General features: G+C 47.1%; 20 protein-coding genes. 14 read left to right on the forward strand and 6 right to left on the reverse strand.

Annotated elements, in window-relative coordinates:
• Positions 1-14: 14 nt before the first annotated feature.
• Complete coding sequence (locus QEP07_RS11290) at positions 15-233, reverse strand: hypothetical protein (RefSeq protein ID WP_285010205.1); 219 nt, start codon at positions 231-233, stop codon at positions 15-17.
• A 58-nt stretch (positions 234-291) separates the two neighbouring features.
• Between QEP07_RS11290 and QEP07_RS11295 the strand changes: the two genes are divergently transcribed.
• Positions 292-699 carry a VOC family protein gene (locus QEP07_RS11295; RefSeq protein WP_285010206.1) on the forward strand — a complete coding sequence of 136 codons (408 nt, stop codon included), beginning with the start codon at positions 292-294 and terminating at the stop codon, positions 697-699.
• Between the two features lie 34 nt (positions 700-733).
• On the opposite strand, the gene QEP07_RS11300 is transcribed toward QEP07_RS11295, so the two are convergent.
• Positions 734-1,336 (reverse strand): RNA polymerase sigma factor, encoded by a 603-nt coding sequence (locus tag QEP07_RS11300; RefSeq protein ID WP_285010207.1) that lies wholly within the window; start codon positions 1,334-1,336, stop codon positions 734-736.
• Positions 1,337-1,451: 115 nt separating this feature from the next.
• Between QEP07_RS11300 and QEP07_RS11305 the strand changes: the two genes are divergently transcribed.
• The 6 genes from QEP07_RS11305 (at position 1,452) to QEP07_RS11330 (ending at position 11,140) form a co-directional block, all read left to right on the forward strand.
• A complete protein-coding gene (locus QEP07_RS11305) occupies positions 1,452-2,612 on the forward strand; it encodes a FecR family protein (RefSeq protein ID WP_285010208.1) in 1,161 nt (386 codons plus the stop codon).
• A gap of 356 nt (positions 2,613-2,968) precedes the next feature.
• Positions 2,969-6,508, forward strand: coding sequence for a SusC/RagA family TonB-linked outer membrane protein (locus QEP07_RS11310; RefSeq protein ID WP_285010209.1), 3,540 nt, complete (start codon positions 2,969-2,971; stop codon positions 6,506-6,508).
• 10 nt (positions 6,509-6,518) lie between these two features.
• Positions 6,519-7,889, forward strand: a complete 1,371-nt coding sequence (locus tag QEP07_RS11315) for a RagB/SusD family nutrient uptake outer membrane protein (protein WP_285010211.1) — start codon at positions 6,519-6,521, stop codon at positions 7,887-7,889.
• Between the two features lie 16 nt (positions 7,890-7,905).
• Positions 7,906-8,841: a BT_3987 domain-containing protein gene (locus QEP07_RS11320; protein WP_285010212.1), complete on the forward strand. Its 936-nt coding sequence runs from the start codon at positions 7,906-7,908 to the stop codon at positions 8,839-8,841.
• A gap of 67 nt (positions 8,842-8,908) precedes the next feature.
• Positions 8,909-10,003 (forward strand): TlpA disulfide reductase family protein, encoded by a 1,095-nt coding sequence (locus QEP07_RS11325; RefSeq protein ID WP_285010213.1) that lies wholly within the window; start codon positions 8,909-8,911, stop codon positions 10,001-10,003.
• A 9-nt stretch (positions 10,004-10,012) separates the two neighbouring features.
• Positions 10,013-11,140 (forward strand): TlpA disulfide reductase family protein, encoded by a 1,128-nt coding sequence (locus tag QEP07_RS11330; RefSeq protein WP_285010215.1) that lies wholly within the window; start codon positions 10,013-10,015, stop codon positions 11,138-11,140.
• Between the two features lie 83 nt (positions 11,141-11,223).
• On the opposite strand, the gene QEP07_RS11335 is transcribed toward QEP07_RS11330, so the two are convergent.
• Positions 11,224-11,730, reverse strand: a complete 507-nt coding sequence (locus QEP07_RS11335) for a DUF6265 family protein (protein WP_285010216.1) — start codon at positions 11,728-11,730, stop codon at positions 11,224-11,226.
• Positions 11,731-11,823: 93 nt separating this feature from the next.
• Here QEP07_RS11335 and QEP07_RS11340 point away from each other — a divergent pair, with 93 nt between their 5' ends.
• Together QEP07_RS11340 and QEP07_RS11345 are read left to right on the forward strand one after the other, a co-directional pair.
• Entirely contained in the window at positions 11,824-12,120 is a 297-nt protein-coding gene (locus tag QEP07_RS11340) for a hypothetical protein (RefSeq protein ID WP_285010218.1), read from the forward strand.
• A gap of 11 nt (positions 12,121-12,131) precedes the next feature.
• Positions 12,132-12,794 (forward strand): DUF305 domain-containing protein, encoded by a 663-nt coding sequence (locus tag QEP07_RS11345; RefSeq protein ID WP_285010220.1) that lies wholly within the window; start codon positions 12,132-12,134, stop codon positions 12,792-12,794.
• 1 nt (position 12,795) lies between these two features.
• Here the strand turns inward: QEP07_RS11345 and QEP07_RS11350 are convergent, their stop codons facing one another.
• Together QEP07_RS11350 and QEP07_RS11355 are read right to left on the reverse strand one after the other, a co-directional pair.
• Positions 12,796-13,833, reverse strand: coding sequence for an LLM class flavin-dependent oxidoreductase (locus QEP07_RS11350; RefSeq protein ID WP_285010222.1), 1,038 nt, complete (start codon positions 13,831-13,833; stop codon positions 12,796-12,798).
• 85 nt (positions 13,834-13,918) lie between these two features.
• Positions 13,919-14,716, reverse strand: coding sequence for a DUF3298 and DUF4163 domain-containing protein (locus tag QEP07_RS11355; protein ID WP_285010223.1), 798 nt, complete (start codon positions 14,714-14,716; stop codon positions 13,919-13,921).
• 31 nt (positions 14,717-14,747) lie between these two features.
• Here QEP07_RS11355 and QEP07_RS11360 point away from each other — a divergent pair, with 31 nt between their 5' ends.
• The 4 genes from QEP07_RS11360 to QEP07_RS11375 all read left to right on the forward strand — a co-directional run bounded on the left by QEP07_RS11360 (position 14,748) and on the right by QEP07_RS11375 (position 21,219).
• Positions 14,748-15,605 carry a phosphodiester glycosidase family protein gene (locus QEP07_RS11360; protein ID WP_285010224.1) on the forward strand — a complete coding sequence of 286 codons (858 nt, stop codon included), beginning with the start codon at positions 14,748-14,750 and terminating at the stop codon, positions 15,603-15,605.
• A 4-nt stretch (positions 15,606-15,609) separates the two neighbouring features.
• Positions 15,610-16,794 (forward strand): aspartate aminotransferase family protein, encoded by a 1,185-nt coding sequence (locus tag QEP07_RS11365; protein WP_285010226.1) that lies wholly within the window; start codon positions 15,610-15,612, stop codon positions 16,792-16,794.
• Between the two features lie 73 nt (positions 16,795-16,867).
• On the forward strand, positions 16,868-17,776 hold the full coding sequence (locus tag QEP07_RS11370) for a class I SAM-dependent methyltransferase (protein WP_285010228.1): 909 nt from the start codon (positions 16,868-16,870) through the stop codon (positions 17,774-17,776).
• A 68-nt stretch (positions 17,777-17,844) separates the two neighbouring features.
• On the forward strand, positions 17,845-21,219 hold the full coding sequence (locus QEP07_RS11375; protein WP_285010230.1) for a ThuA domain-containing protein: 3,375 nt from the start codon (positions 17,845-17,847) through the stop codon (positions 21,217-21,219).
• On the opposite strand, the gene QEP07_RS11380 is transcribed toward QEP07_RS11375, so the two are convergent.
• Entirely contained in the window at positions 21,203-21,571 is a 369-nt protein-coding gene (locus QEP07_RS11380) for a response regulator transcription factor (protein ID WP_256002536.1), read from the reverse strand. The genes QEP07_RS11375 and QEP07_RS11380 overlap by 17 nt on opposite strands.
• Positions 21,572-21,628: 57 nt before the next feature.
• On the opposite strand from QEP07_RS11380, the gene QEP07_RS11385 reads away from it, so the two are divergent.
• The gene (locus tag QEP07_RS11385; protein ID WP_285010232.1) at positions 21,629-22,189 is read left to right on the forward strand and encodes a thiamine pyrophosphokinase; all 561 of its coding nucleotides are present in this window, start codon (positions 21,629-21,631) and stop codon (positions 22,187-22,189) included.
• The last annotated feature ends 1 nt before the right edge of the window (position 22,190 follow it).

Genomic DNA, 22,190 nt, shown 5'->3' on the forward strand with positions numbered 1-22,190 from the left:
GGCTTCTTGCCTTATCAGTTGCGTGCAAGCGCGGCGTCTGTCTGGTATTTGCCTTTCATTCCTGTCTGGATATTGCCCCAATATTTAGCGTCTGCTAAGCGGTTAAACCCGGGCAATGTCCGGGTAACATCCGGGCAGCAACCGGGTAGTATCCGGGCAAGAAGGCTTGGCAGACGAAACCCTGATACTCCGGCGAGGCGGTAAAAACTGGAAAGTTTAATCGCACCTGACATACTGTTGTCACTTCAGCATTCGACATTCGCACGATCATAAACTTTAAAAAATTCGAGTATGAGAAATGCAAATTTGGTGTCCGTAAGGATAATCACGGCAGACATCAAGCGATTGGTTCACTTTTTTGAGCAGGCTACAGGGGCAACAGCAGTTTGGGCAACAGAGGATTTTGCCGAGCTAAAATCGGACGCTTTTACGCTGGCTATTGGAAGTTCGCGCACTATGGCTTTTTTCTCTGAGGGCGTTGCGACGCCTGAAGCGAATAAAAGCGTTATTATAGAATTCCTGGTGGACAATGTAGATGAAGACTACGAAAGAATCAAGGCACTGACCACAGAAATTGATCAGCAACCCACTACCATGCCATGGGGAAACCGGTCCCTGCTCTTCCGTGATCCGGACGGCAATCTAATCAATTTCTTTACGCCCGTAAGCGATGAAGCGAAGAAAAGGTTTGCGATTTAATAAGCGCAAACACTTACTGCGCCTCTCAGCAGGATCAGGAAGAGGTTGAAAGCAGGTAGCAGCTAATGAGCAGCAGACCGGTATCGCGGTGTGTAAGCATATAGGTTTTGATCGACTGCAGGGCTTTGGTCATGTGGCTGTTTACAGTCGCCACGGAGATGCCGAGAATCTTGCCTGCCTCTTCGTAGCTTCGCCCTTCAAGTTTACATAGTTCAAATACCTGCTTTCGCTGGGGTGAAAGCTGATTGATGGCATCCTTCAATAAGGCCGAGGCTTCTTTGCTGAGCAGAATGTCTTCACCGCTCAGGTAATGCTCGGTACCGCGCAAGATCAGCTGTTCGATCAGCGTGTTGTCTGACGCCACTTTCCTGAAGTAGTTGTACACCAAATTTCTGGCGACCGTATATATGAAGGGCTGGAAAGGTTTCTCTGGGATAATTTTTTCACGGTTGTCCCACAGCTTAATGAACAACTCCTGCAATAATTCGTCGGCAATATCCTTATCCCTCACCATCCTGAGCATCTTTAGATACATAGGTTTGCCGTAAGCCGCATAAATTCCATTAAAAGCTTTCTCGTCGCCTTTTTTGAGACGGGCAAGCAAGTCGTTTTGATGAGAATCTTCTAAAATTGTCAAAAGGCTAAGGGGCTATTGCACATCAAATCTAACGATTTTAAAAAAAAGTTGAGAATTTCCCCGATTGGAGTCATTGTTTTTTGGCCCGGGCGTGTATTGCTTAATAATGGGAGAAATGAAAGCACCGGCTGATAGCCTGTTTGCGAAATATCTGGAGGGTAAATGCAGTGCGTCGGAAACGCGGACGCTGTTGCAGCAGTTTGGCCTTGCCGAAAACGAGAGACTTTTAAAGGAAGCCATATTGGCTGAACTTGAAAGGGATTTTGTTGCTGTTTCGGAGTCGGCCGATCTTGATGCCCGGCTTAGTGCAATCGGGTCATCCCTCAAGGCACACATCACGCATAATAAAGAAACAGGCAAGCCGTTCTTACTGAAGTTTTGGCCTCGTGTTGCCATTGCTGCGGCTGCGGTAGCGACAATAGTATTGTCTGTACATTTCTTCTTTCCGGGATATACCGATGTAACGGGAACTTCTGAAAAGATTGTATATAAAAACGATGTAAACCCAGGAACCGACGCAGCTACGCTGACTTTGGCCAACGGGGATACCATACAGCTTAACGGATCTAAGAAGGGTGTGATTATAGGAGGGGATATCAAATATAACGATGGGGATGTTGTAGAAACCGGACTCGCCGGGTCACAGGAGTTGACTGCTCAAACGCCACGTGGAGGTACTTATCAGTTTACGCTTTCTGATGGTACACGTGTATGGATGAACGCAGAATCTAAAATCTCGTTCCCGTCACGGTTCAGCGGAGATCAGAGAGAAGTGAAGTTGGAAGGTGAAGCCTACTTCGAAGTCGCAAAGCGGGCACAACCATTTGTCGTTGCCACCGGATCTCAGAAGGTTGAAGTGCTGGGCACGCATTTCAATATTAAGGGTTATACAGGCGACAGCGACATCAGAACGACGTTGCTGGAAGGTTCGGTGCGCGTTAGCAGGGCTGATGAGCGTATCTCCGAGGTAATAAGGCCGGGCGAGCAGGCCATCAATCGCGGGAATATACTGGTTGAGAAGGTAGACGTATCGGAGGCCGTAGCCTGGAAAAATGGCAGTACCTTATTCAAAGAAAGAACACTCGAGAGTATCATGCGGGAATTGTCGCGCTGGTACGACGTGCAGGTCGTTTATGAGCCAGGCGCGCCCAAACAGGAAACCTATAGCGGCGCGGTATCGCGAACAAGGAATCTTTCGGCAATATTGGAAAGAATGCAGACCACCGGGAGCGTGAGGTTCAGGATAGAAGGCAAAACCGTAGTGGTAATGAAATAATTAAGATCGTCCTAAACAGCTAATATGAGTATTAACCTAAAACCGATTATGAGAAAAATTCTACGTTACTAAAGAGGAGAAAACGGAGCTTAAATAAAAGCCGGAAAGTGCTACCAACACTTCCCGGAAATAGTTTGAGCGACCATGCCTGAAAATCAGGAAGAACATTTTTGCTAAACAATTAAGTACCAACTCAAACCGATTCAAACTTATGCATTATTGCTAAACAAAGCAATAAGTAACTGGTCTGTCGTCGACCACGCTGGGTTTGAACACTAAACAAACGACGAAGTATGAAAAATGCTTTAAACCGAGGTGAGCCATTTGCAGGGCTGCCAACCAAAATCCTATTGATTATGAAGTTAATCATAGTTCTAATGACCACTTTATTCGTTCACGCAAGTGCTGCGGGTTTTGCTCAGAAAGTAACGCTAAACGAAAAAGGCGCCTCTCTTGGAAACGTAATCAATAAGATCCGTGCACAGACCGGGTATGATTTTGTATTCAATACCAAAGAAGTTGAAGGGGCAAACAAAGTAACTATCTCTCTAAATAATGTGGAACTGGATGAAGCTTTGAAAGCGCTTTTCAGGAACCAAAATCTTAGTTATTCCGTAAAGGACAAGTTTATCGTTATTGAACCGGTAAAACGCTCTTTTATTGACAATATAACTGCAGTTTTTAAAAATATCGACGTGCGTGGCCGGGTAATAGACTCCCTGAGTGGCGAGCCCCTTGCTGGAGCAACAGTAACAGTTAAAGGCCGCAAGCAAAGCGTTAGAACAGGTGCTGACGGCGGCTTCTATATTCCGAATGTGGAAGATAATGCTGTATTGGTTGTAAGCTATACCGGCTACTCGTCTAAAGAAGTTCGCTCTTCTGGAGATGTAGGAACGATCCGCTTGTCGATGACAGTTGGAAGCCTGGAGGAAGTTGCGGTAACTGTTAATACAGGATACCAGCGTATAAAGCCTGAGCAAAGCACAGGTGCAGTTGCAAAGATCACTACCAGAGAATTTGAATCGAGAGTGAGTACAAACTTCCTTGATGGTCTGACTAACAGGTTGCCAGGTTTGATGATTAATAATGACGTCCTGTTTACCAGCACGACACCGGGTAGCACAGGTGCTAATTCAAGGCCGTTGTTCAATATCAGAGGTATCTCTACTATGTCGGCCAACCAAAACCCACTCATCGTTGTAGATGGTTATCCAACGGAATTGACGCTTGAGATGATCGACCCGAATGAAATTGCGTCTGTAACTATCCTTAAGGATGCGGCAGCGGCTACCGTATATGGAGTTAGAGCTTCTAACGGGGTAATTGTTATTGAAAGGAAGCAAGCTAAGAAAGGTAGTCCTCAGTTTAATTTCAGGGCTACTGCAGAGCTCACGCCCAAAGAAGATTATACCCGTTATAGATGGGCCGACGATGCTTCTTCTATTGTTTCAAACTATCAGAGATATACCCAGAGCAATATTGTCAATGCCAATTCGTGGGGCTTGTTGTCTACCTCAACTGCTGGTACTGGCGGGGCAGTGCGCCGTTCGCCAGCATTTTACATCCTGGCTCAACAAGCAGCTAAGATGATTACGCCAGAGCAGGCGGAACAGTCGTTTGCCGAACTTGCAAGTTATGACAATCTTGAAGACTATAGTCGTTTGTTTTTGCGCACTGCTGCCCGGCAGGTGTACAACTTCAATGTTTCAGGGGGTAACGACAACGCCTTATATTACATTACTGGTAATTTTACCGGCGATAGGGACAACAAGATTGAAAATGATAACAACAGTACCTTACTATCTGCACGTACTACGCTCAGGTTTAGTCCGAAATTGTCGTTGGAACTAACCACGGACTACCAGGAACTCCGTGTCAACACAGCGCCGGTACCGGGTATTACTTCGATCAATCCCTATGAGCGCCTTCAAGATGTTAACGGGAATCCAACTTTCCTTCTTAGCTCAAGTATAGCGCCGTCTTTAAATAGTATTATGATGTCGCAAGGTCTTGATGATCACATGTACTATCCGCTTGTAGATGTTAATGAAATCAGCGATAAAACCCGTACAGCGAGTAATCGTATCACGGCGAATTTCAACTATAATATCGCTAGCGGCCTGGATTTAGGATTCGGGGGCATTTATGAGAACTCGCGTACAGATTTGCGCCATTATGCCTCAGATCTATCATCTGAATCGCGCCAATTAACGAATGCTTATGTAGTGCGTAATGCTGATGGTTCGTATAAATATAATGTTCCTAAAGGTGGGTTCCTTCGTCAGTATTCAGGTAATTTATCGAGCTACACTGCCCGTACACAGCTCAACTATAACAAAGTCCTGGCTAGCGATCATTCCATAAATGGTATTTTAGGTGCTGAGCTTAGGAACGTGGTGAGCAAAGGGAATACAGCATCTTACTTTGGGTATAATGACGAGACCTTGTTGCAGCAGCCAATCGATTTCATGTCGATGAATACGGCGGCAATCAGAGGAACGTTTCTGGTAGGTGCCCCGTTGCAAAACGCGTTCGACAGATACTACAACCAACAATTTGAGGAAGACAGGTTTCTATCAGCATACGGTAACCTGGTCTACTCTTATAAAAATAAATACTCCGCGACCGGAAGTATGCGTATCGACCAATCGAATTTGTTTGGTACGAATCCGAAATATAAATACAAGCCACTATGGTCTGTAGGTGCAGCCTGGAATGTACACAAAGAAGATTTTTTAGAGAACGTCAACTGGCTTGATCAGACTAAACTACGCGTTGCCTACGGTTTTAACGGTAACGTAGCGAAGTTGTCCCTTCCGGAGGTTATCGCGCAAAGTCGTATAAATCCGTATACCTCTCCCTCAAGCCAGTCGCTCGTGATGCTTGCTTATGCCAACAGTAGTTTGCGGTGGGAACAAACGCGGAATTTGAACGCTGGTTTGGATTATGCCATTTTCAAAAGAGTAAACGGTAGTTTTGATTTCTACGAAAAACGCAGTACTGATCTGATGGCTAACTCCCAGATCGACCCTACGATCGGTGTTAGTCCAACCCTGATTAACCAGGCTACAATTAGAAACAGAGGTCTGGAGTTTAGTCTGCGTGCCGACTGGATTGCTACGCCTACATTCAACTGGAATACAGGAATCGTTGCAGCTAGAAACACGAGTAAAGTCCTTGATGTTTTTCAGACGGGAAACTTCAGCCCACAGACACTTAGTCAGCTAGGGTTTGTTAAGAATGCTCCGGTAGGTGCAATGTACTCTTATCGATATGCAGGTATTGACAATGAGGGCTATTCATTAATTCAGGATACCGAAGGAAATATCTATCGCACAAATGTAAATAGTGCCGGGAACGCTACTGCGGAGTTGATGGCAAGAGAAAACTCTGGCGTCGCTTATTATACCGGTTCTTCGATTCCTACAATTAATGCTGGCTTAAGCAACAGGGTTGATATAGGTAACTTCTATGTCTTCGCTATGGTGAATTATTACGGTGGATTCAAAGTCAGAATTCCTCGTCCTAATCCGTCATCTATGAGGCCTCTCGAGGGTGCCGGCAATTTCTGGAAAGCTCCCGGTGATGAAAATGCAACAGATGTAATGGGCTTGCCAGGGTATGGTAGTGCTAATTCTAATGCTGCGTACAATTTTGCAGACTCTTATATAGCGCATGGAGATTATATCACCTTGGGTGACTTGACACTGTCTTACCGTCTAGATAATACCGGATTTATTAAAAAGGCAGGACTGAAGACCGTTGAGCTTAAAGCTCAGGCTTCTAATTTATGGACGGTTGGTATGAACAGATATAACTATAGCAGTGCTACAAGAAGTTATGAAAAAGCATATCTGACACCGACGTATTCATTCGCCTTATTTACCAACTTTTAACCGTAAACACATGAAAAATTATAAGCTAAAAATTGTTCAGCTGATGGTTTGCTGCCTGGTATTTACCGGATGCGATAAATACCTGGATATAACGCCTAAAGGCAAAAGGCTGCTCTCCACGGTTGACGACTACGAACAATGGCTTAATAGCGAGTCGCTTGTAACCGGTGTTGGCTACCCCTACGCCATTATCAATTACATGGGGGACAATGTCGACGTACTCAACATTAAAAATCCGCCAGTAGAAGAGGCGGAGCGAATTTATACGTGGTCTACTCAATTTGAGATGAATCTTTCAAAAGCTCCGGCTTTTTGGGGCGACCATTATGCTAAGATAAACTTGTTTAATACCGTGTTAATCGGAATCGACGAGGCCACAGGAGGTACCGCAATTAAAAAGCGCAGCCTGAGGGCTGAAGCCTTGCTTGGCCGGGCATTGGAGTATTTCTATCTGGTTAACGAATATGGCAAGCCGTACGACGCGGCTACTGCCGATCAAGATTTGGCTGTGCCATTTGTAACGTCAAACGATGTGACGCAGGTTGTTCCAGCACGCAGTACTGTAGCGGTTATTTACAAGCATATCATCGACGATATTAATACCGCCATACCAGACTTACCGGCTGATAATAGCACAAACCGATTCCGCGGTTCCACTGCTGCAGCTTACAGCTTGCTGTCGCGTGTCTATTTCTATGCCCGCAATTATCCGGAAGCACTCCGGTACGCTGAACTAGCGTTAGCGAACACCAGGGCGGTTATGATAAATTATAATGGAGGTTTTCCCGCGAGCAACCTGCTCAGCACTCATGCAGACGTTATCTATGGGCGAATGGCCATTGGGCAAGCCCCTGCGACGCTTGAATTTATGCGCTCATTTGCGGCAAATGACCTTCGCGTAAGAGCCCTTTATCAAAGTGCTGACAACTATACTTTTGTTAATAGAGGCGCGACTTCGTATTTCCCCGCGGCCAGAACTCCGAATCTGACCTATGTGAATACTGGTACCTCCGTTCAGGAAATGAAACTGATTGCAGCGGAAAGTGCAGCAAGGGCAAACAACCTGGAAGTAGCTTTACAGCATCTGGATGATGTCCGCAAAAATAGATTTCCAGCGGCGAGCTATGTGCGTTATACCTCATCAAACGCAGATGAGGTTCTGGCCGAAGTACTAAAAGAAAGAAGTCATGAATTGCCTTATAATGGGTTGCGCTGGTTTGACATGCGCAGGCTAAACAAAGAGGGACGGATGGGTACCGTAACCCGTCGTAATGCCCAGGGAGAAGTGGTGGCTACGCTGGAGCCGAACAGCGAGCGCTACACCTTGCAGATACCTATCCAAGTAATGAGTTATAACCCTGGAATGCAACAGAATCCATAACTAAAAGAAGAAAGCAATGCGAAATTTATATATAGCAGCAGTTTGTTCGTTAATTGTCCTGTTAACGGCCTGCAGTAAAGAAAATGCCAAGATGACGCTGCCCGAAGGCAGTGTGTCATTCCATTTGCCAAACGGTAAGGATACTGTGCAGATGCCTGTGTCCATATTGAAAGATACAACGACGGTTCTAGAGCTAAAGGCTACTTTAGGCTCTCCGTCTTCCGGTGAGCACTGGGTGACGTTTGCCGTTGACAGCACAAAATTGAATGAATACAGATCTAAGTACGGGGCAGCAACTCTTTTGCCAGCTACCTCCTACCTTCTATACAAAAACAATGCACGAATTTCCGCTAACGGTACAGTATCGGAGGCTGGCGTGTTGAACATTGGTGCACAAACCAAGCTCACAGAGTATACAACGTATGTGCTACCGCTGGTGATCAAATCCGTAGACGGCAAAGAAGATGCTTCAGCAGGAGAAGTATTTTACTATGTATTTAAAACGGGTAAGCCGCTTTTTGTTAACAAAACAGGTTGGACTATCGCTGCTTTCTCTTCGCAAAATTCAACCGCCAACGCGGCGACTGCAGTATTGGACGCTAATAATACAACAACATATTGGACTTCAAATATTCAGCAACAGATGCCTCAATTTGTTTCCATCAACTTTAATCGTGAAGTAACGTTTCATGCGGTAGTTTATTATTTGCCTAATGCTTTGGTATACCCAACTCAAGGAGGCTATCCCACTTCAATCCAGATTGAAACAAGTATGAACGGGACGGCGTGGGTAAATAAGGGAATATATGCCGGTAATATTGTAAATAAAATGCAAACCATCGAAATCGGTGAAACGACAGCTCGGTTCATGCGATTTACGGTACTTGCAGCTGTTAAATATTCAAACGTATACGATGCTATATTCATCAGCGGTATCTCACTGGTACCATAACACTTATTGCACCGAAATATAAATTATGAACAACAAATCGATATTATTTCTAATGCTGCTGCCATTTATGGCAGCAGCTCAAAAAACGTATACCATCACAGGTAAATTGCCTGCAATTAAGGGCGAGGCTAAAGCTTATCTCGTGCTCTTCAAAGAAGGAGCCTGGAAAGAGGTCGATTCTGCTGAGATTAAGGCGGGCAAGTTCAAGTTTACAGGTAGTGTAGATGAGCCGCAGAGTGCATTGTTGACCGTTAGGCAAAAGGGAAAAGCTGATGCTGGACAGCAGCGTGATAGTCAGGATTTCTTTATTGAAAATTCTAAGATCGAGGTTGTTGGTACAGATGCTGTCAGGACTGCAACAATAACCGGGTCGCTGTCTGACAAAGAAAATGCTGAACGGGAAGCCTTGATGAAACCTGTTACGGCTAAGATCATGAAGCTGCAGGATTTGTATGGTGCCAAGACGGCAGATGGCGCGTACGTAAAGTCTTTAGATGAGCGTAAGATGGCTGCAGACAGCATCCAGAAGTTGGTGGCCATGAACAAGAACATCAACTGGCAGTTTGCTGAAACTCACCTGAATTCTTTCATGGGGCTTTATACATTCAATATGTCGGTGCTCGACAGTTATTTTGATCCGGCCAAGGTTGAGCCTCTTTTTAACCGGTTTTCGGCTGAACTAAGGTCGTCACCATTAGGAAAACGCACAGCTGAGAAAATTGAGATTGGCAAGCGCCGTCAGGCTGGATCTAAAGCTACCGATTTTACCCAAAACGATATTAACGGTAAGCCCTTCAAACTTTCTTCGTTGAGAGGTAAGTATGTGCTTGTTGATTTCTGGGCAAGCTGGTGTGTACCATGTCGCGCTGAGAACCCTAATGTGGTCAAAGCATACAATGCATTGAAAGGTAAAAACTTTGAAATCGTAGGGGTGTCGCTCGACTATCCCGGAGGCCAGGGTGCCTGGGAAGCCGCAGTACAAAAGGATGGGCTGCCATGGATTCAGGTAAGCGATCTGAAAGGCTGGAAAAACGAGGTAGCTGTATTGTATGGGATCAATTCTGTACCTCAAAATCTGCTTATAGATCCGCAAGGCATGATCATAGCTAAAAATCTGAGGGGTGAGGCGCTGACAGAAAAGTTAAAAGAACTAATTAAATAGTCGAAATTTATGTTATTAAAAAAGGCAATTGCCCTTCTGATGATGCTGCCGTTTGTTGCGTCGGCACAGGACAAATTTGAGATAGCGGGAAAGATTTCCGGTGCGGGCAGCGACAGAAAGGTAGTACTGAGCTATGTAAACGCCGAGGGAAAGAGTGTTAAGGATAGTGCAGTGTTAAAGAAGGGTAAGTTCAGCCTTACCGGCACTACGTTATATGCTAATAAAGCATATCTATCTTTGTTGCCTCTGCAAAAGGATACAGCCAGGCGCAATTCACAAGGCGATTACCAGGAGTTTTACCTTGAAAAGGGAAAATACAAGGTGATCGGCAAAGACAGTGTCTCGACGGCAAGCATTACCGGCACACAGGCGCAGGCAGATTTCAATGAATATAACGCTAAGACTAAAGTGCTCTTTGCACAGTTTAAGGACATTACGGAGCGATTTACCAAAGTGTATTATGCGAAAGTGAAGGATACTGTTGCGATCAAAACTATACAGGCTGAAGCCAGGCCGGTACACGCAAAGATCGAGGCATTGGTTGATTCGTTCATCTTTAGTCATCCCGACTCTTACGTAACGCTCGATCTGATCAGCGCAAACAAGACAGCGGTTATTGATCCGGTTACGTTTGAGCCGTATTACAAAATATTGAGCCCAAGAGTTCTGGCGAGTAGCGCAGGTAAAAAGCTGACGGCAAAGTACGACAAGGCCAAACAAATTGCGCTGGGGAAAACGGTCGACTTCACCCAGCCAGATGCTGAGGGTAAGGAGTTTAAGTTGTCTTCGTTAAGAGGTAAGTATGTCCTGGTCGATTTCTGGGCGAGCTGGTGTGTGCCCTGCCGTGCAGAGAATCCACATTTGTTGAAAGCCTATAATGAACTGAAGGATAAAAACTTTGAGATCGTTGGGGTTTCGCTTGATGAAACTAAAGCCGCATGGTTAAACGCTGTAAAGCACGACGGCATGCCATGGATACAGGTAAGTGACCTTAAAGGCTTTAAAACGGACATCGCCGTGAAGTATGGTATTTCAGCTATTCCGCAAAACTTCCTGATCAATCCAGAAGGTGTAATTGTCGCGAAGAATCTTAGAGGCGCGGATGTGAACAAGCAAATCGCATCTTATATAAAATAAGGCAGGATTAATAATTTTTTGAAAGAGGCTGTATCATTGATGAAATGATCAGCCTCTTTTTTTATTGTCGTAGTTATCGATTCTTATTTAGCTACCTTGCTAAACAGAAACAGGTCGTTATAACTGTACTTTCCATCTTTAGGATTGCCAATAGCAATGGCAAACTGCTTGTCGCCACGCTTCTCATATAGTACGCGCATCTCTCCGCCTTCTTTCTGAAACACCGCGCGGTCTTTGCTTGCCTCCACAAAAGCATAACGGTCCTGCTTATCTTTTTCCTCCTGTCCTATCAGTCCTGGTTTAAAATGCTTCACCATAGAAATCAGGCGGTTGTCGGTATATTCGTACGCAAGTATTTCATACAAATCAATCTTGTCGACACGCATCATCCGCATAAAGCCAACCATATGATCAGGCTTGGGTGCCAGCCATACGGCCTCTATATCCTGGCCGCTTGCCGTTTTGGCAGTCCAGTGCCCCTGAATAAAGCTGATGTCAGAGAATGATCCTTTAGTGGCACTTTGCGCCTGAGTGCCCTGAGGCATTAGCCCCGCAAACGATAGTAGAATAAAAAGATATACGTATTTCATAAATCAGTAGTTAGAAAAATAAATATACATAATCGGGTGTTAAAAGATAAACATATCTGAAACCCATCTGTTATTTAAGCAAAATCTACAACTATGGAAAATTTAAATCAAGATCAGTTTACTGAAGAAGAAATCCCGAATCTGGATCAGTTTCAGGTAGGCCGCAGTGCCTCGTCAGACGATGAATTGTCGCCTACGGCTCAGAACCAGGAAGATGATTTGGGTGGTGGTGACGATGACGGTTATACCGAAGGCGAGGTGGAGTACGCAGATGGTGAAGGTACGCTGCTGGACGACGAAACCGAAGACTTTGAAGACGAAGATGATGATATGGATCTCGATACCGAAGACGACGCCGACTTTGAGAACCCTGACGATGATCCTGCTTAATCATTAAAGCCATGAAACCGCTCCGAATCATTTTACTATCGAGCTTGTCGGCCTGCATGCTGTTATCTTGTGCAGGCCGGCGTAATACGTCAGACTCGGCCGCGCGCTCGGGTTCTGGCATCACAACGTTGTCGCCTGCCGAGAAGAATCCTTCGGTTGCCGTAATGAACGCCACCGGGGATGCGCTTACTCCAAGTGTAACCCGTACCAACGGGGCGGGCGACAGAGAGAATGCGGAACGCATTGCCGATGGGGCTATCAACCAGGCCCGGGCTGCGGTCCAGGCTTCCGGAGGTGCGGTTGTGCAGCCCATGGCTACCATAACTCCCGGCAGTTTTGCTGCTTCCGCAATGGAAGACCATCAGTTGCTGCGCAACGATTTAAAGAAATTCAGTGCGGGCAGGCAAACGGTTTGGCGCGATTCCGTAAATGCCCGGCTTGGTGCAGTGAACCCCTCACTGCTTTCACTGGTAGGCCCCGAGGCATCCCAAAAGGGCGCCGAACGGGCTAAAAGTCTGGCACAGATTGTAAGTCAGTACCGCAGTACCATTGCCATGTTTGAGGCCAGTGCTAAGTCGGACGATAAGGAAGTAAGCGCCTATGCGGCTAAGTACCTTCCGGTACTACGGCGTCACCTGGCACAGGCTCAACAGCTGATCGCACAGACCCCATGAGTCAACTCCCTAAGGCTTTTCGGATCGCAGGCGCTACCTGTGTGCCGAAAAGCTCTATAGAACGCATCATGTTCTTATGAGAAGGGTCACCCACATCCATATGTCCGATAAATCGCGTTATGCCAAACAGTTCGTGCATATACAAAATTTTGTCGGTCACAGCCGATGCGTCGCCGATGAACAATGCGCCTTCCTTGCTCCGACCGCCATTGTACTGTGCCCGGGTATAGGGAGCCCAACCTCTTGAGGCGCCTATCCGGTTCATTTGTTCCGCATAGTTGTCGAAATATTCGCTCGCTCCCGCTTCGTCTTCACTCAAGAAAGAATGTGAGTGTATGCCGATCTGCATTTCTTCGGCCGGGTGACCATGACTGATGTATTCCTGTTTGTAGAATTCAACCAATGGCTGGAACTGTGCCGGCATGCCGCCAATAATGGCAATGATGAGCGGCAGACCTAATCTTGCTGCGCGAAGCACAGACTCCGGGGTGCCGCCTACAGCGATCCAGACGGGAAGTTTGCCGTCTCGCGAGGCCCTGGGCAATACGGTCTGATTAACCAGCGGTGCGCGGAGCTGTCCCGACCAGCTCACTGGGCCATTGCTGTTATTAATCTTTAACAGGAGGTCGAGCTTCTCTTCAAAAAGCTGATTGTAATGTTTAAGGTCGTACCCGAACAAAGGGAAGGACTCAATGAAGCTGCCCCGGCCTACACCTATTTCGGCACGGCCGCCCGACAAAAGATCGAGCGTCGCAAAGTCCTGATACACTTTCACCGGTTCTGCCGAACTAAGCACCGTTACTGTGCTCATCAACTTGATGTTTTTCGTTACGCTCGCCGCCGCGGCCAGCACGATCTCGGGCGACGATACAGCGTAATCAGGGCGGTGGTGCTCGCCTAGCCCGAACACGTCCAGACCTATCTCATCAGCAAGTTTGATCTGCTCGATGATTTCCCGAAGTTTCGTCTCTGCCGATCTTGGTTTCCCGGTCTGCCGATCGTTGGCGAGGTCGCCAAACATTCCAATGCCTAATTCCATATGCTTTTGTTTTCTTTAATCCAAAACTACCGCTTTATCCACGCTATTACATTGATCCATGTTAAGAAACACGTTACGCGAGGAATCAATGCGCGGCTAACTGGCTCAGGTACTCAGGCCTGATCAGACCCTCAAGATCTTTCAGCGGTATGTGAAGATCGGTTTTGCCGGCGGCGTAAGGTTTTATCTCGTACGGACTATACGTGAAGATGATGCCGCTTTCATTAAATGTGAACGTTTTAGTCAGTGCAAAGCGATCGTCAATAAAAAAATACCGCCCTGCAAGTGTTTCTGTGGGCTTTAGCCCCTCGTCTTTTCTAAAGACCTGCTCGGCCAGGCTTTCGAGTTCCTGACGTTTTCCAGGAACGAGCAGCGAGTCGAGCGTGAGGAGCTGGCCGCTTGCCGGGGATATGTTGTACGACAGGAAGACAGTGTTTGGATGAGCACCGCCCTGGTAATAGAAGTAGGTATTTAATATGGAGATGAGTTCGGGTTTATTTAACTGCACCGTCATATTCATGCCCATAAACCAGGTAAACCTCCGGTCCTTATTGGCTGCACGGTCGGTTTCATATTGCTGCATAAACTGCTGGGCAATATCCTGGTAACCGCTGTATTTGATGTCGTTGCCTATTGTCGCCGCCACATGCTGCTCCAGCAACTGGTTGATCTTTTTATCCGCCAAAACCGGGTATACGATCACTGCCTTTGCGGTGTCCGTATAATTTGTGTCGGCCGATACAGGGTTCTTTGCATACACTTTTACCGAATCGTAACGAAGGGTGTCTTGCGACAGGGAGGCCGCCTGGTCGGGTTGGCTGGTGTTGTTACATGCTGCAATAGCAAGCAAACCAAACATGCATAGGGACAGGATTTTTTTCATCGTTAGCTTAAATTATGTCTATTTTTATCGAATGTTTAAAAGACCGGCCTTTCTCTTGATCATGATCTTCTGTTTAAGCGGAGCTTACGGCCAAGATACAGATTCTCTCGCTTTAGTCCGCGCCAAATGGACTAAAAAGCGCATCGCAAAAGGTGTAAAGCTTTTGGTTCATCACTTCAGTGACAAGGAAATGTTTGGGGCCAACCAGAACATCAGTTACCTGGAAGTGAAGCAAAAAAAAGGACGGGCGCCTTTTGCGCTCGGCAGCGAACAGTCGGTGCTTCGGCCGACCAGTGCTTTTGGTATTGCTGCAGATGCCCTGGCGGCGGTCAACGGCACCTTCTTTGACGTCAAAAACGGCGGTTCGGTTGATTTTATCAAGGCAAATGCTCAGGTTGAACAAGAGAACCGTTTGGATAATAATCAACGGGCGTCACATCAGCGTGCAGCTGTGGCAATTACAGACGGGCGATTGGATATATATAAATGGGACGGCAGCGACAAATGGGAACAGGATCTTCCGGCTACGGAAGTAATGACCAGCGGCCCGCTGCTCAGGTTTGAGGGAAAAGCCCAGGTGCTCGACAGCGGCGCATTCAATGTTTTGCGGCATCCGCGAACGGCTGTTGGTGTGAAGGCAGATGGGAAAGTGTTACTCGTCACTGTCGACGGTCGACATACAAACGCCGCCGGGATGAGCTTGTTTGAACTCAGCAAGGTGATGCGCTGGCTTGGATGTGTAAACGCGATCAATCTCGATGGCGGAGGTTCTACGACGCTTTGGGTACACAGTACAGGTGTGGTAAACTATCCCTCCGACAACCGATCCTGGGACCATAAAGGCGAGCGTAAAGTCGCCAATGTTATTCTCATCAAGAAAAAGAAATAAACTAATGATCAGCAACAAGGAGCTTTTTCTGCTCAATACTGCACAAACTTCCCTCTCGCCCAGGATGCTGGAGATAGAGCGTGCGGAAGGATTGTATCTGTACGACAGGTCAGGCAAGGCTTATATGGATCTGGTATCCGGTTTTGCCGTGAGCAATATCGGTCACCGCCACCCAGCGGTCATAAAAGCCATAGAGGAACAACTGCAGAAGTATATGCACCTTACGGTGTACGGTGAGTTTGTGCAGACCCCTATGGTACAGTTTGCGGCCCGGCTTGCCGAGGTGCTTCCTGATCCGCTCGACAATGTTTATTTCGTCAACTCAGGCGCCGAAGCTACGGAAGGCGCCCTGAAACTTGCCAAGCGATATACCGGCAGATCACGGATACTGTCCTGCCATAATGCTTACCATGGTAGCACGCACGGTGCCCTCAGTGTTATGGGAAACGAGTATTATAAAGAAAAGTACAGGCCTTTGCTTCCAGATATAGATTTTATCTATTTTAACGACGAGGAAGGTTTGGAACAGATCAACACAAGCACAGCTTGTATAATTTTAGAAACCGTACAGGGCGAAGCGGGCATACGGGTAGCTTCACCAGCATACATGCAAAAGCTGAGGGAGCGCTGTACCGAAACAGGCACTTTGCTTATCATGGATGAGATTCAGGCGGCGTTCGGGCGTACCGGTAAACTCTTTGCTTTCGAGCATTACGGGATTGTGCCCGACATTCTGCTGCTGGCCAAGGCCATGGGCGGCGGAATGCCCATAGGCGCATTTATTTCTTCAAAACAGATCATGAGCGTGCTTGCGGAAAACCCCATCCTCGGGCACATCACCACCTTTGGTGGTCACCCGGTCTCCTGTGCTGCGGGCCTGGCTGCTTTAAACGTCATCCTTCAGGAAAACCTGCTGGCCGAAGTACCTGCAAAGGAGCAGCTTTTCCGTTCACTGCTGGTACACCCGCTTATCAGAGAGGTCAGGGGTGTCGGACTCATGCTTTGTATTCAGCTCGACCACTTTGAGCAGGTAGAAAAGGTGAGTGAAATCGCCACACGCAACGGCGTGATTATAGACTGGTTCCTGCATTGCGAAACCGCACTGCGTATCGCTCCGCCGCTCATCATTTCAGAAGAGGAGATCCGCAAGGCCTGCGCTGTAATCCTTGATGCCTTGGATCAGCTATGACAGGGTACAAAAAACAAGGGTATATATGGATTTATCAGAATTTTTGACAATTATTGCAGCATAAAACAAGGGGATGTTTCATAAAGAGAGTTACGACAGGCATGGCGACTGGTACAATCAGCAGTTTCCAACGGAAGAATCAAAGCGGGCATACCTGACTAAAAGGAAGCCCCTGGACTCGCCCGACCTGGCTACCTGGCTTCAGCAGTTGTTCTTCGATTGTCTGGATCCCCTGTTAAAAAGCGGTCGGTCGGAATGGCTCACCATCGGCGATCCCTACGGATTCGATGCGGAGTATATCCTGAAGAAAGGAAGCAATGCGATCGCGTCAGACCTTAATACCGACATGCTTTCGGTAGCGTTTAATGAGGGCATTATCAAAGAATACCGCTCAGAAAATGCAGAGCAACTTTCCCTTGCAGATCAGGAGGTCGACTATGTGTTGTGTAAAGAGTCCTACCACCATTTTCCGCGACCTTATGCCGCAATGTATGAAATGATGCGTGTGTCACGGAAGGGCATTGTGATCATTGAACCGCAGGACCCTGTCTCCAAGATGCCTTTGCTGCTCTTTATTGTGAATACTATGGGCGCTATAAGCGACAAGCTGGTTAGGAAGTTCTGGAAGAACAGGTTTTCTTATGAGCCTGTAGGCAATTTCGTTTATAAAGTGTCGGAACGTGAGTTTGAAAAATTTGCTGCGGGACTTGATTTACCTATGGTGGCTTTTAAGCGTTTTAATCCTAACTTCTATTTTAAAGGTGCGGATGATGTGCCTACCAAGATGAGCAACGGCAAATTTCGCAAAGTATACTGGAAGAAATCGCTCCTGGATACTTTGGTGAAACTGCGGATTATTCCCAGTCAGGTGCTCGGTACCATTATCTTCAAGCAAATGCCGACAGCCGAAGCGCAGGAGCAACTCAAGGCGGCGGGTTATCACCTGCTGAAGATGCCAAGTAATCCTTATCTCAATTCGTAAAAAAAATTCAGGGATTTTCAGATAATTGTTAAGTTTACCAAAAATAACACACTTAACAAAAGCCCTTTATGTTTTCATCCAAGTATCTCAAAATACACCTGCTTGTATTTTTGGCGATTTGTGCTTCAATAATTTTTTATGCCTGCAAGACCGTAGTTCCAAAACCATCGACAGCAACCGAGTCGGGCAAACCGGCAAGGGTATTGGTTTTCTCTAAGACCAAAGGCTTCTATCATAGTTCTATACCCGCAGGTATCGCGGCTATTCAGAAGCTGGGAGCGGAAAACAATTTTACGGTCGACACCACCAAGAACTCTGCTTACTTTGTTGAAGACAGTTTAAAAAATTATAGCGCTGTCGTGTTCCTGAGCACCACAATGGATGTGCTGAACAGCGATCAGCAGGTGGCATTCGAACGCTACATCCAGGCAGGCGGTGGCTTCGTCGGTATTCATGCGGCGGCCGATACGGAGTACGACTGGCCATGGTTTAATAAACTGGTCGGCGCCTACTTTTTAAGTCACCCCCAAATCAGCAATGCAGTAGTGATGGTAGACGATACCACACATATATCGACCAAAGGATTGCCAAAGCGCTGGGAGCGCAGGGACGAATGGTACAACTATAAAAACATACAGGAAGGCATCAACGTACTGGCGCGCTTAGACGAAAGCACCTACGAAGGTGGAGCCAATGGCGATAATCACCCGATTGCCTGGTACCGGGAATTTGATGGCGGTCGCTCTTTTTACACCGGGGGCGGACATACCGACGAGAGCTTCGGTGAGCCTCTTTTTCTTAAACATATACTTGGAGGCATCAAATACGCTATCGGAACTCAGCCTTTAGACTACAGCAAAGCTTACGCGGTTAAAAAGCCCGAAGACAACCGCTTTATCAAGACCATCCTGTCGGACGACCTTAACGAGCCTATGGAACTGGCTGTTGCGCCAGACGGCCGGGTCTTCTTCATTGAGCGTGCAGGTAATTTTTATGTCTACACGCCGTCCGACGGCAAGACAAAGCTTGTCTACAAATTCCCGGTAAAGGCTGTAGATAAATACCTGAATGGATTGCTGGGCATGACCATCGATCCTGACTTTGCCGTAAATAATTATTTATACTTTTTTAATACTGCTTCTGCCGGCGATAAGGTGAAGCAGCACATCTCCCGTTTCCGGATCAGTCAGGATAACGTACTCGACCTCCAGTCTGAAAAAGTACTGATCGAAATACCCATCGATCTGGAAGTAAGTGCACACACCGGCGGGTCTATGGCATGGGACAAACATAAGAACCTGTTTATTTCCACGGGCGACAACACCGTGCCGTTTGAGTCGGACGGATTCGCGCCTATAGACAGACGTCAGAACCGCCTGACCTTCACTGCCGAGCGTTCGGCTTCGAACACAAACGACCTTCGGGGCAAGATATTAAGGATCCACCCCGAGGCCGACGGAAGTTACACCATTCCCGAAGGCAACCTCTTTCCTAAAGGAACAGCCAATACACGTCCGGAGATTTATATTATGGGATGCCGTAACCCATACCGGATATCGGTAGACCCGGTAACTTCAACGCTGTATTGGGGTGAGGTGGGTCCGGATTCGGGTACTGACGGTGTGCAGGGACCACGCGGTTATGACGAGTTTAATCAGGCCAAACAGGCGGGCAACTATGGCTGGCCGTATTTTGTGGGCGACAATAAGGCTTATAAAATGTATGATTTCGCCACGAAGCAAGTCGGCGCCCTGTTCGAAGCATCAGCCCCGCAGAACACTTCGCAGTATAACAATGGATTGCAGGCCCTTCCACCGGCGCAGAAACCGATGGTTTGGTATCCGTATAACCGCTCTGCTGAGTTCCCTGAAATTGGCCAGGGTGGCCGTTGTGCCATGGGCGGACCGGTGTACCATTTCAATCCGGCACTTCAATCGCCTACCAAACTACCTGAGTACTACGATAAGGGCGTGTTTGTGTACGACTGGATGCGGAACTGGGTGTATGTGTTGCGTCTTGACGAGAACGAAAACTACAAAAGACTGGAGCCGTTTATGGAAACTAACGGCGACTTCAGAAGGCCGGTCGACATAGAGATCGGACCTGACGGCGTAATGTATATGCTGGAATACGGTTCAGTATATGGTATTGATAACGTTGATGCACGCTTGGTGCGGATCGATTACAACGGAGGCAACCGTGCTCCGATCGCTAAGATCGAAACGCGTGATACCATCGGCCTGGCACCTTACAAGGTTAACCTGGCCTCGAAGAGCTATGACAATGATGACGACGACCAGCTGACCTACGAATGGCGCCTTGAAAACAACCAGGTTGCTTCAACCAATGCCAGCCTAAGCTATACTTTTAACAATAATGGCATTTACAAGGCAGTGCTTAAGGTTACTGATGCAGGCGGACTGAGCAGTACCGATACCCTGGAAATTAAAGTTGGAAATACCTTGCCGCAAGTAGCCATCAACACAACCAGCAATGCTTCCTTCTTCTTTCCTAAAGCTGAAGCGTTCAAATACCAGGTAGACGTAAAGGACAACGAGGACAAGGTTATTGATCCTAAAAAAGTACTGGTTAAACTGGATTATATTGCAAAGGTGGAGAACAACCAGTCCGTTGTGGGGCATCAGCAGATCACGCCGACCTATAATTACGGTAAATCGCTTATTGCCGGGAGTGATTGTAAGGCTTGTCACCAGTTGGATGCCAAATCGGTAGGCCCCTCATTTGTGCAGATCTCCAAACGGTATGCTGCCAATAAAGCTGCCGTAGATTTGCTGTCGAAAAAGATCATCAAAGGCGGCGGCGGTGTTTGGGGTCCGCACGCGATGAGTGCACACCCGCAGATATCTACTGAGGAAGCTTCTGAAATGGTCAAGTACATCTTGTCGCTTACCGCTAAGAAAACCAATACGGCACTGCCGCAAAAAGGTAGTGCAATGCTCGACAGGCACCTGGACACCAAAGATCAGGGACGATATATCTTCTCTGCGTCTTACACAGACAAAGGCGGTGCAATTACCCCGCTTACCAAAAAGGAAACGCTGGTGTTACGTCCGGCAAAGGTGCAGGCAGAGGAAGCTGATGTGCTAAGCAATGTACAGAAGAATAAAACCTATCTGGGCAGTATTCACAACAAGTCATACTTCGTGATTAAAAATGTGGACCTCAAGTCGATCAAGCAGCTGACCTATTTCTACGCTTCGGCGAATAGGGATGCGACCATAGAGGTTCGTGCAGATTCGCCTAAAGGAGTTCTGGTGAGCACGGTAAACTATACCGCTACGGGCAACTGGGATACCTTCAAAACCCTGACCGCACCGGTTACCGATCCGGGAGGTCGCCACGATCTTTACTTCATATTGTTAAAAAGCGCTGCACCAAACCGTGATCTGATCAGCATAGATTGGATCAGTTTTGACCGCTGATATAACACTTTATCGTGTTAAGCACGAAATCAAGCTTGAACGGTTTGCTGATCATCGCGTCAGCACCGTTCTTACCTACCATCTTTTCAAGCGGTACTGCGGCCGACATCATGAATATCGGGTGTAGGACAGGCTCCTCTGCATTCTTTATTTCACGGCAAAGATCCAGGCCGTTGCCGTCCGGCAGCATGATGTCCATCAGCAATAAATCCGGCTTTTGATGTGCCATAGCGGTTTTCAGGTCGGTAAGCGTATTAAACACATCCACTTCATACCCCTCGCCGGTAAGCAGTGTGTTTAAAATATATGCGATGTCTTTATCGTCCTCTGCTACAAAAATTCTCTTTCTCATAATGATATAAAACTCAAAACAGCTACGAATGTTTGTAAAAGGGATTAATTTTGGCCTATGTCTTCACACCATATCATTCGCGAAAAACAGGAGCCTGCATTATATGTTCACCGGCTGGGCGACTTCCACGAGGATTACCTGGGCCAGATGCTGGAATGGAGTCCTACGTTGATCGTCAGCGAATCCGAATACGACAAGGCGCTTAGCCTGGGCCTCAAAGTGGATCTCGTTGTTGCAAAGCCGGCTTTCTCTACCCTGCAGGAAGATACAGGGCTTATCCCGGAAAGTGATAATGCGCTGCATGCCGTCCTTAACCATCTGGCGGAAGCAAAGTATCCGGCAGTCAATATTATCGGTGCAGAGGTAGAACTGCATGAACTTGAAGCCTTTCTGGACAAATTGAATATTGTCCTGTTTACGGCGCGTGATAAAGCTTACGCCGTGAAGTCCGGCTTTAAAATATGGAAGCCTGGCGGACAGCTCTTCGCGCTCAGGCCAGTCGCCGGACTGCAGGTGTCGAACTTAAAGGCCTGTGATGATAGGTATGAGGTAGAAACAGATGGCTTTGTTGAATTTCATTTTAATGCCCCGTATTTATTTATAACGGAGCAACTATAAA

This window comes from Pedobacter faecalis, assembly GCF_030182585.1.
GTDB lineage: Bacteria > Bacteroidota > Bacteroidia > Sphingobacteriales > Sphingobacteriaceae > Pedobacter > Pedobacter faecalis.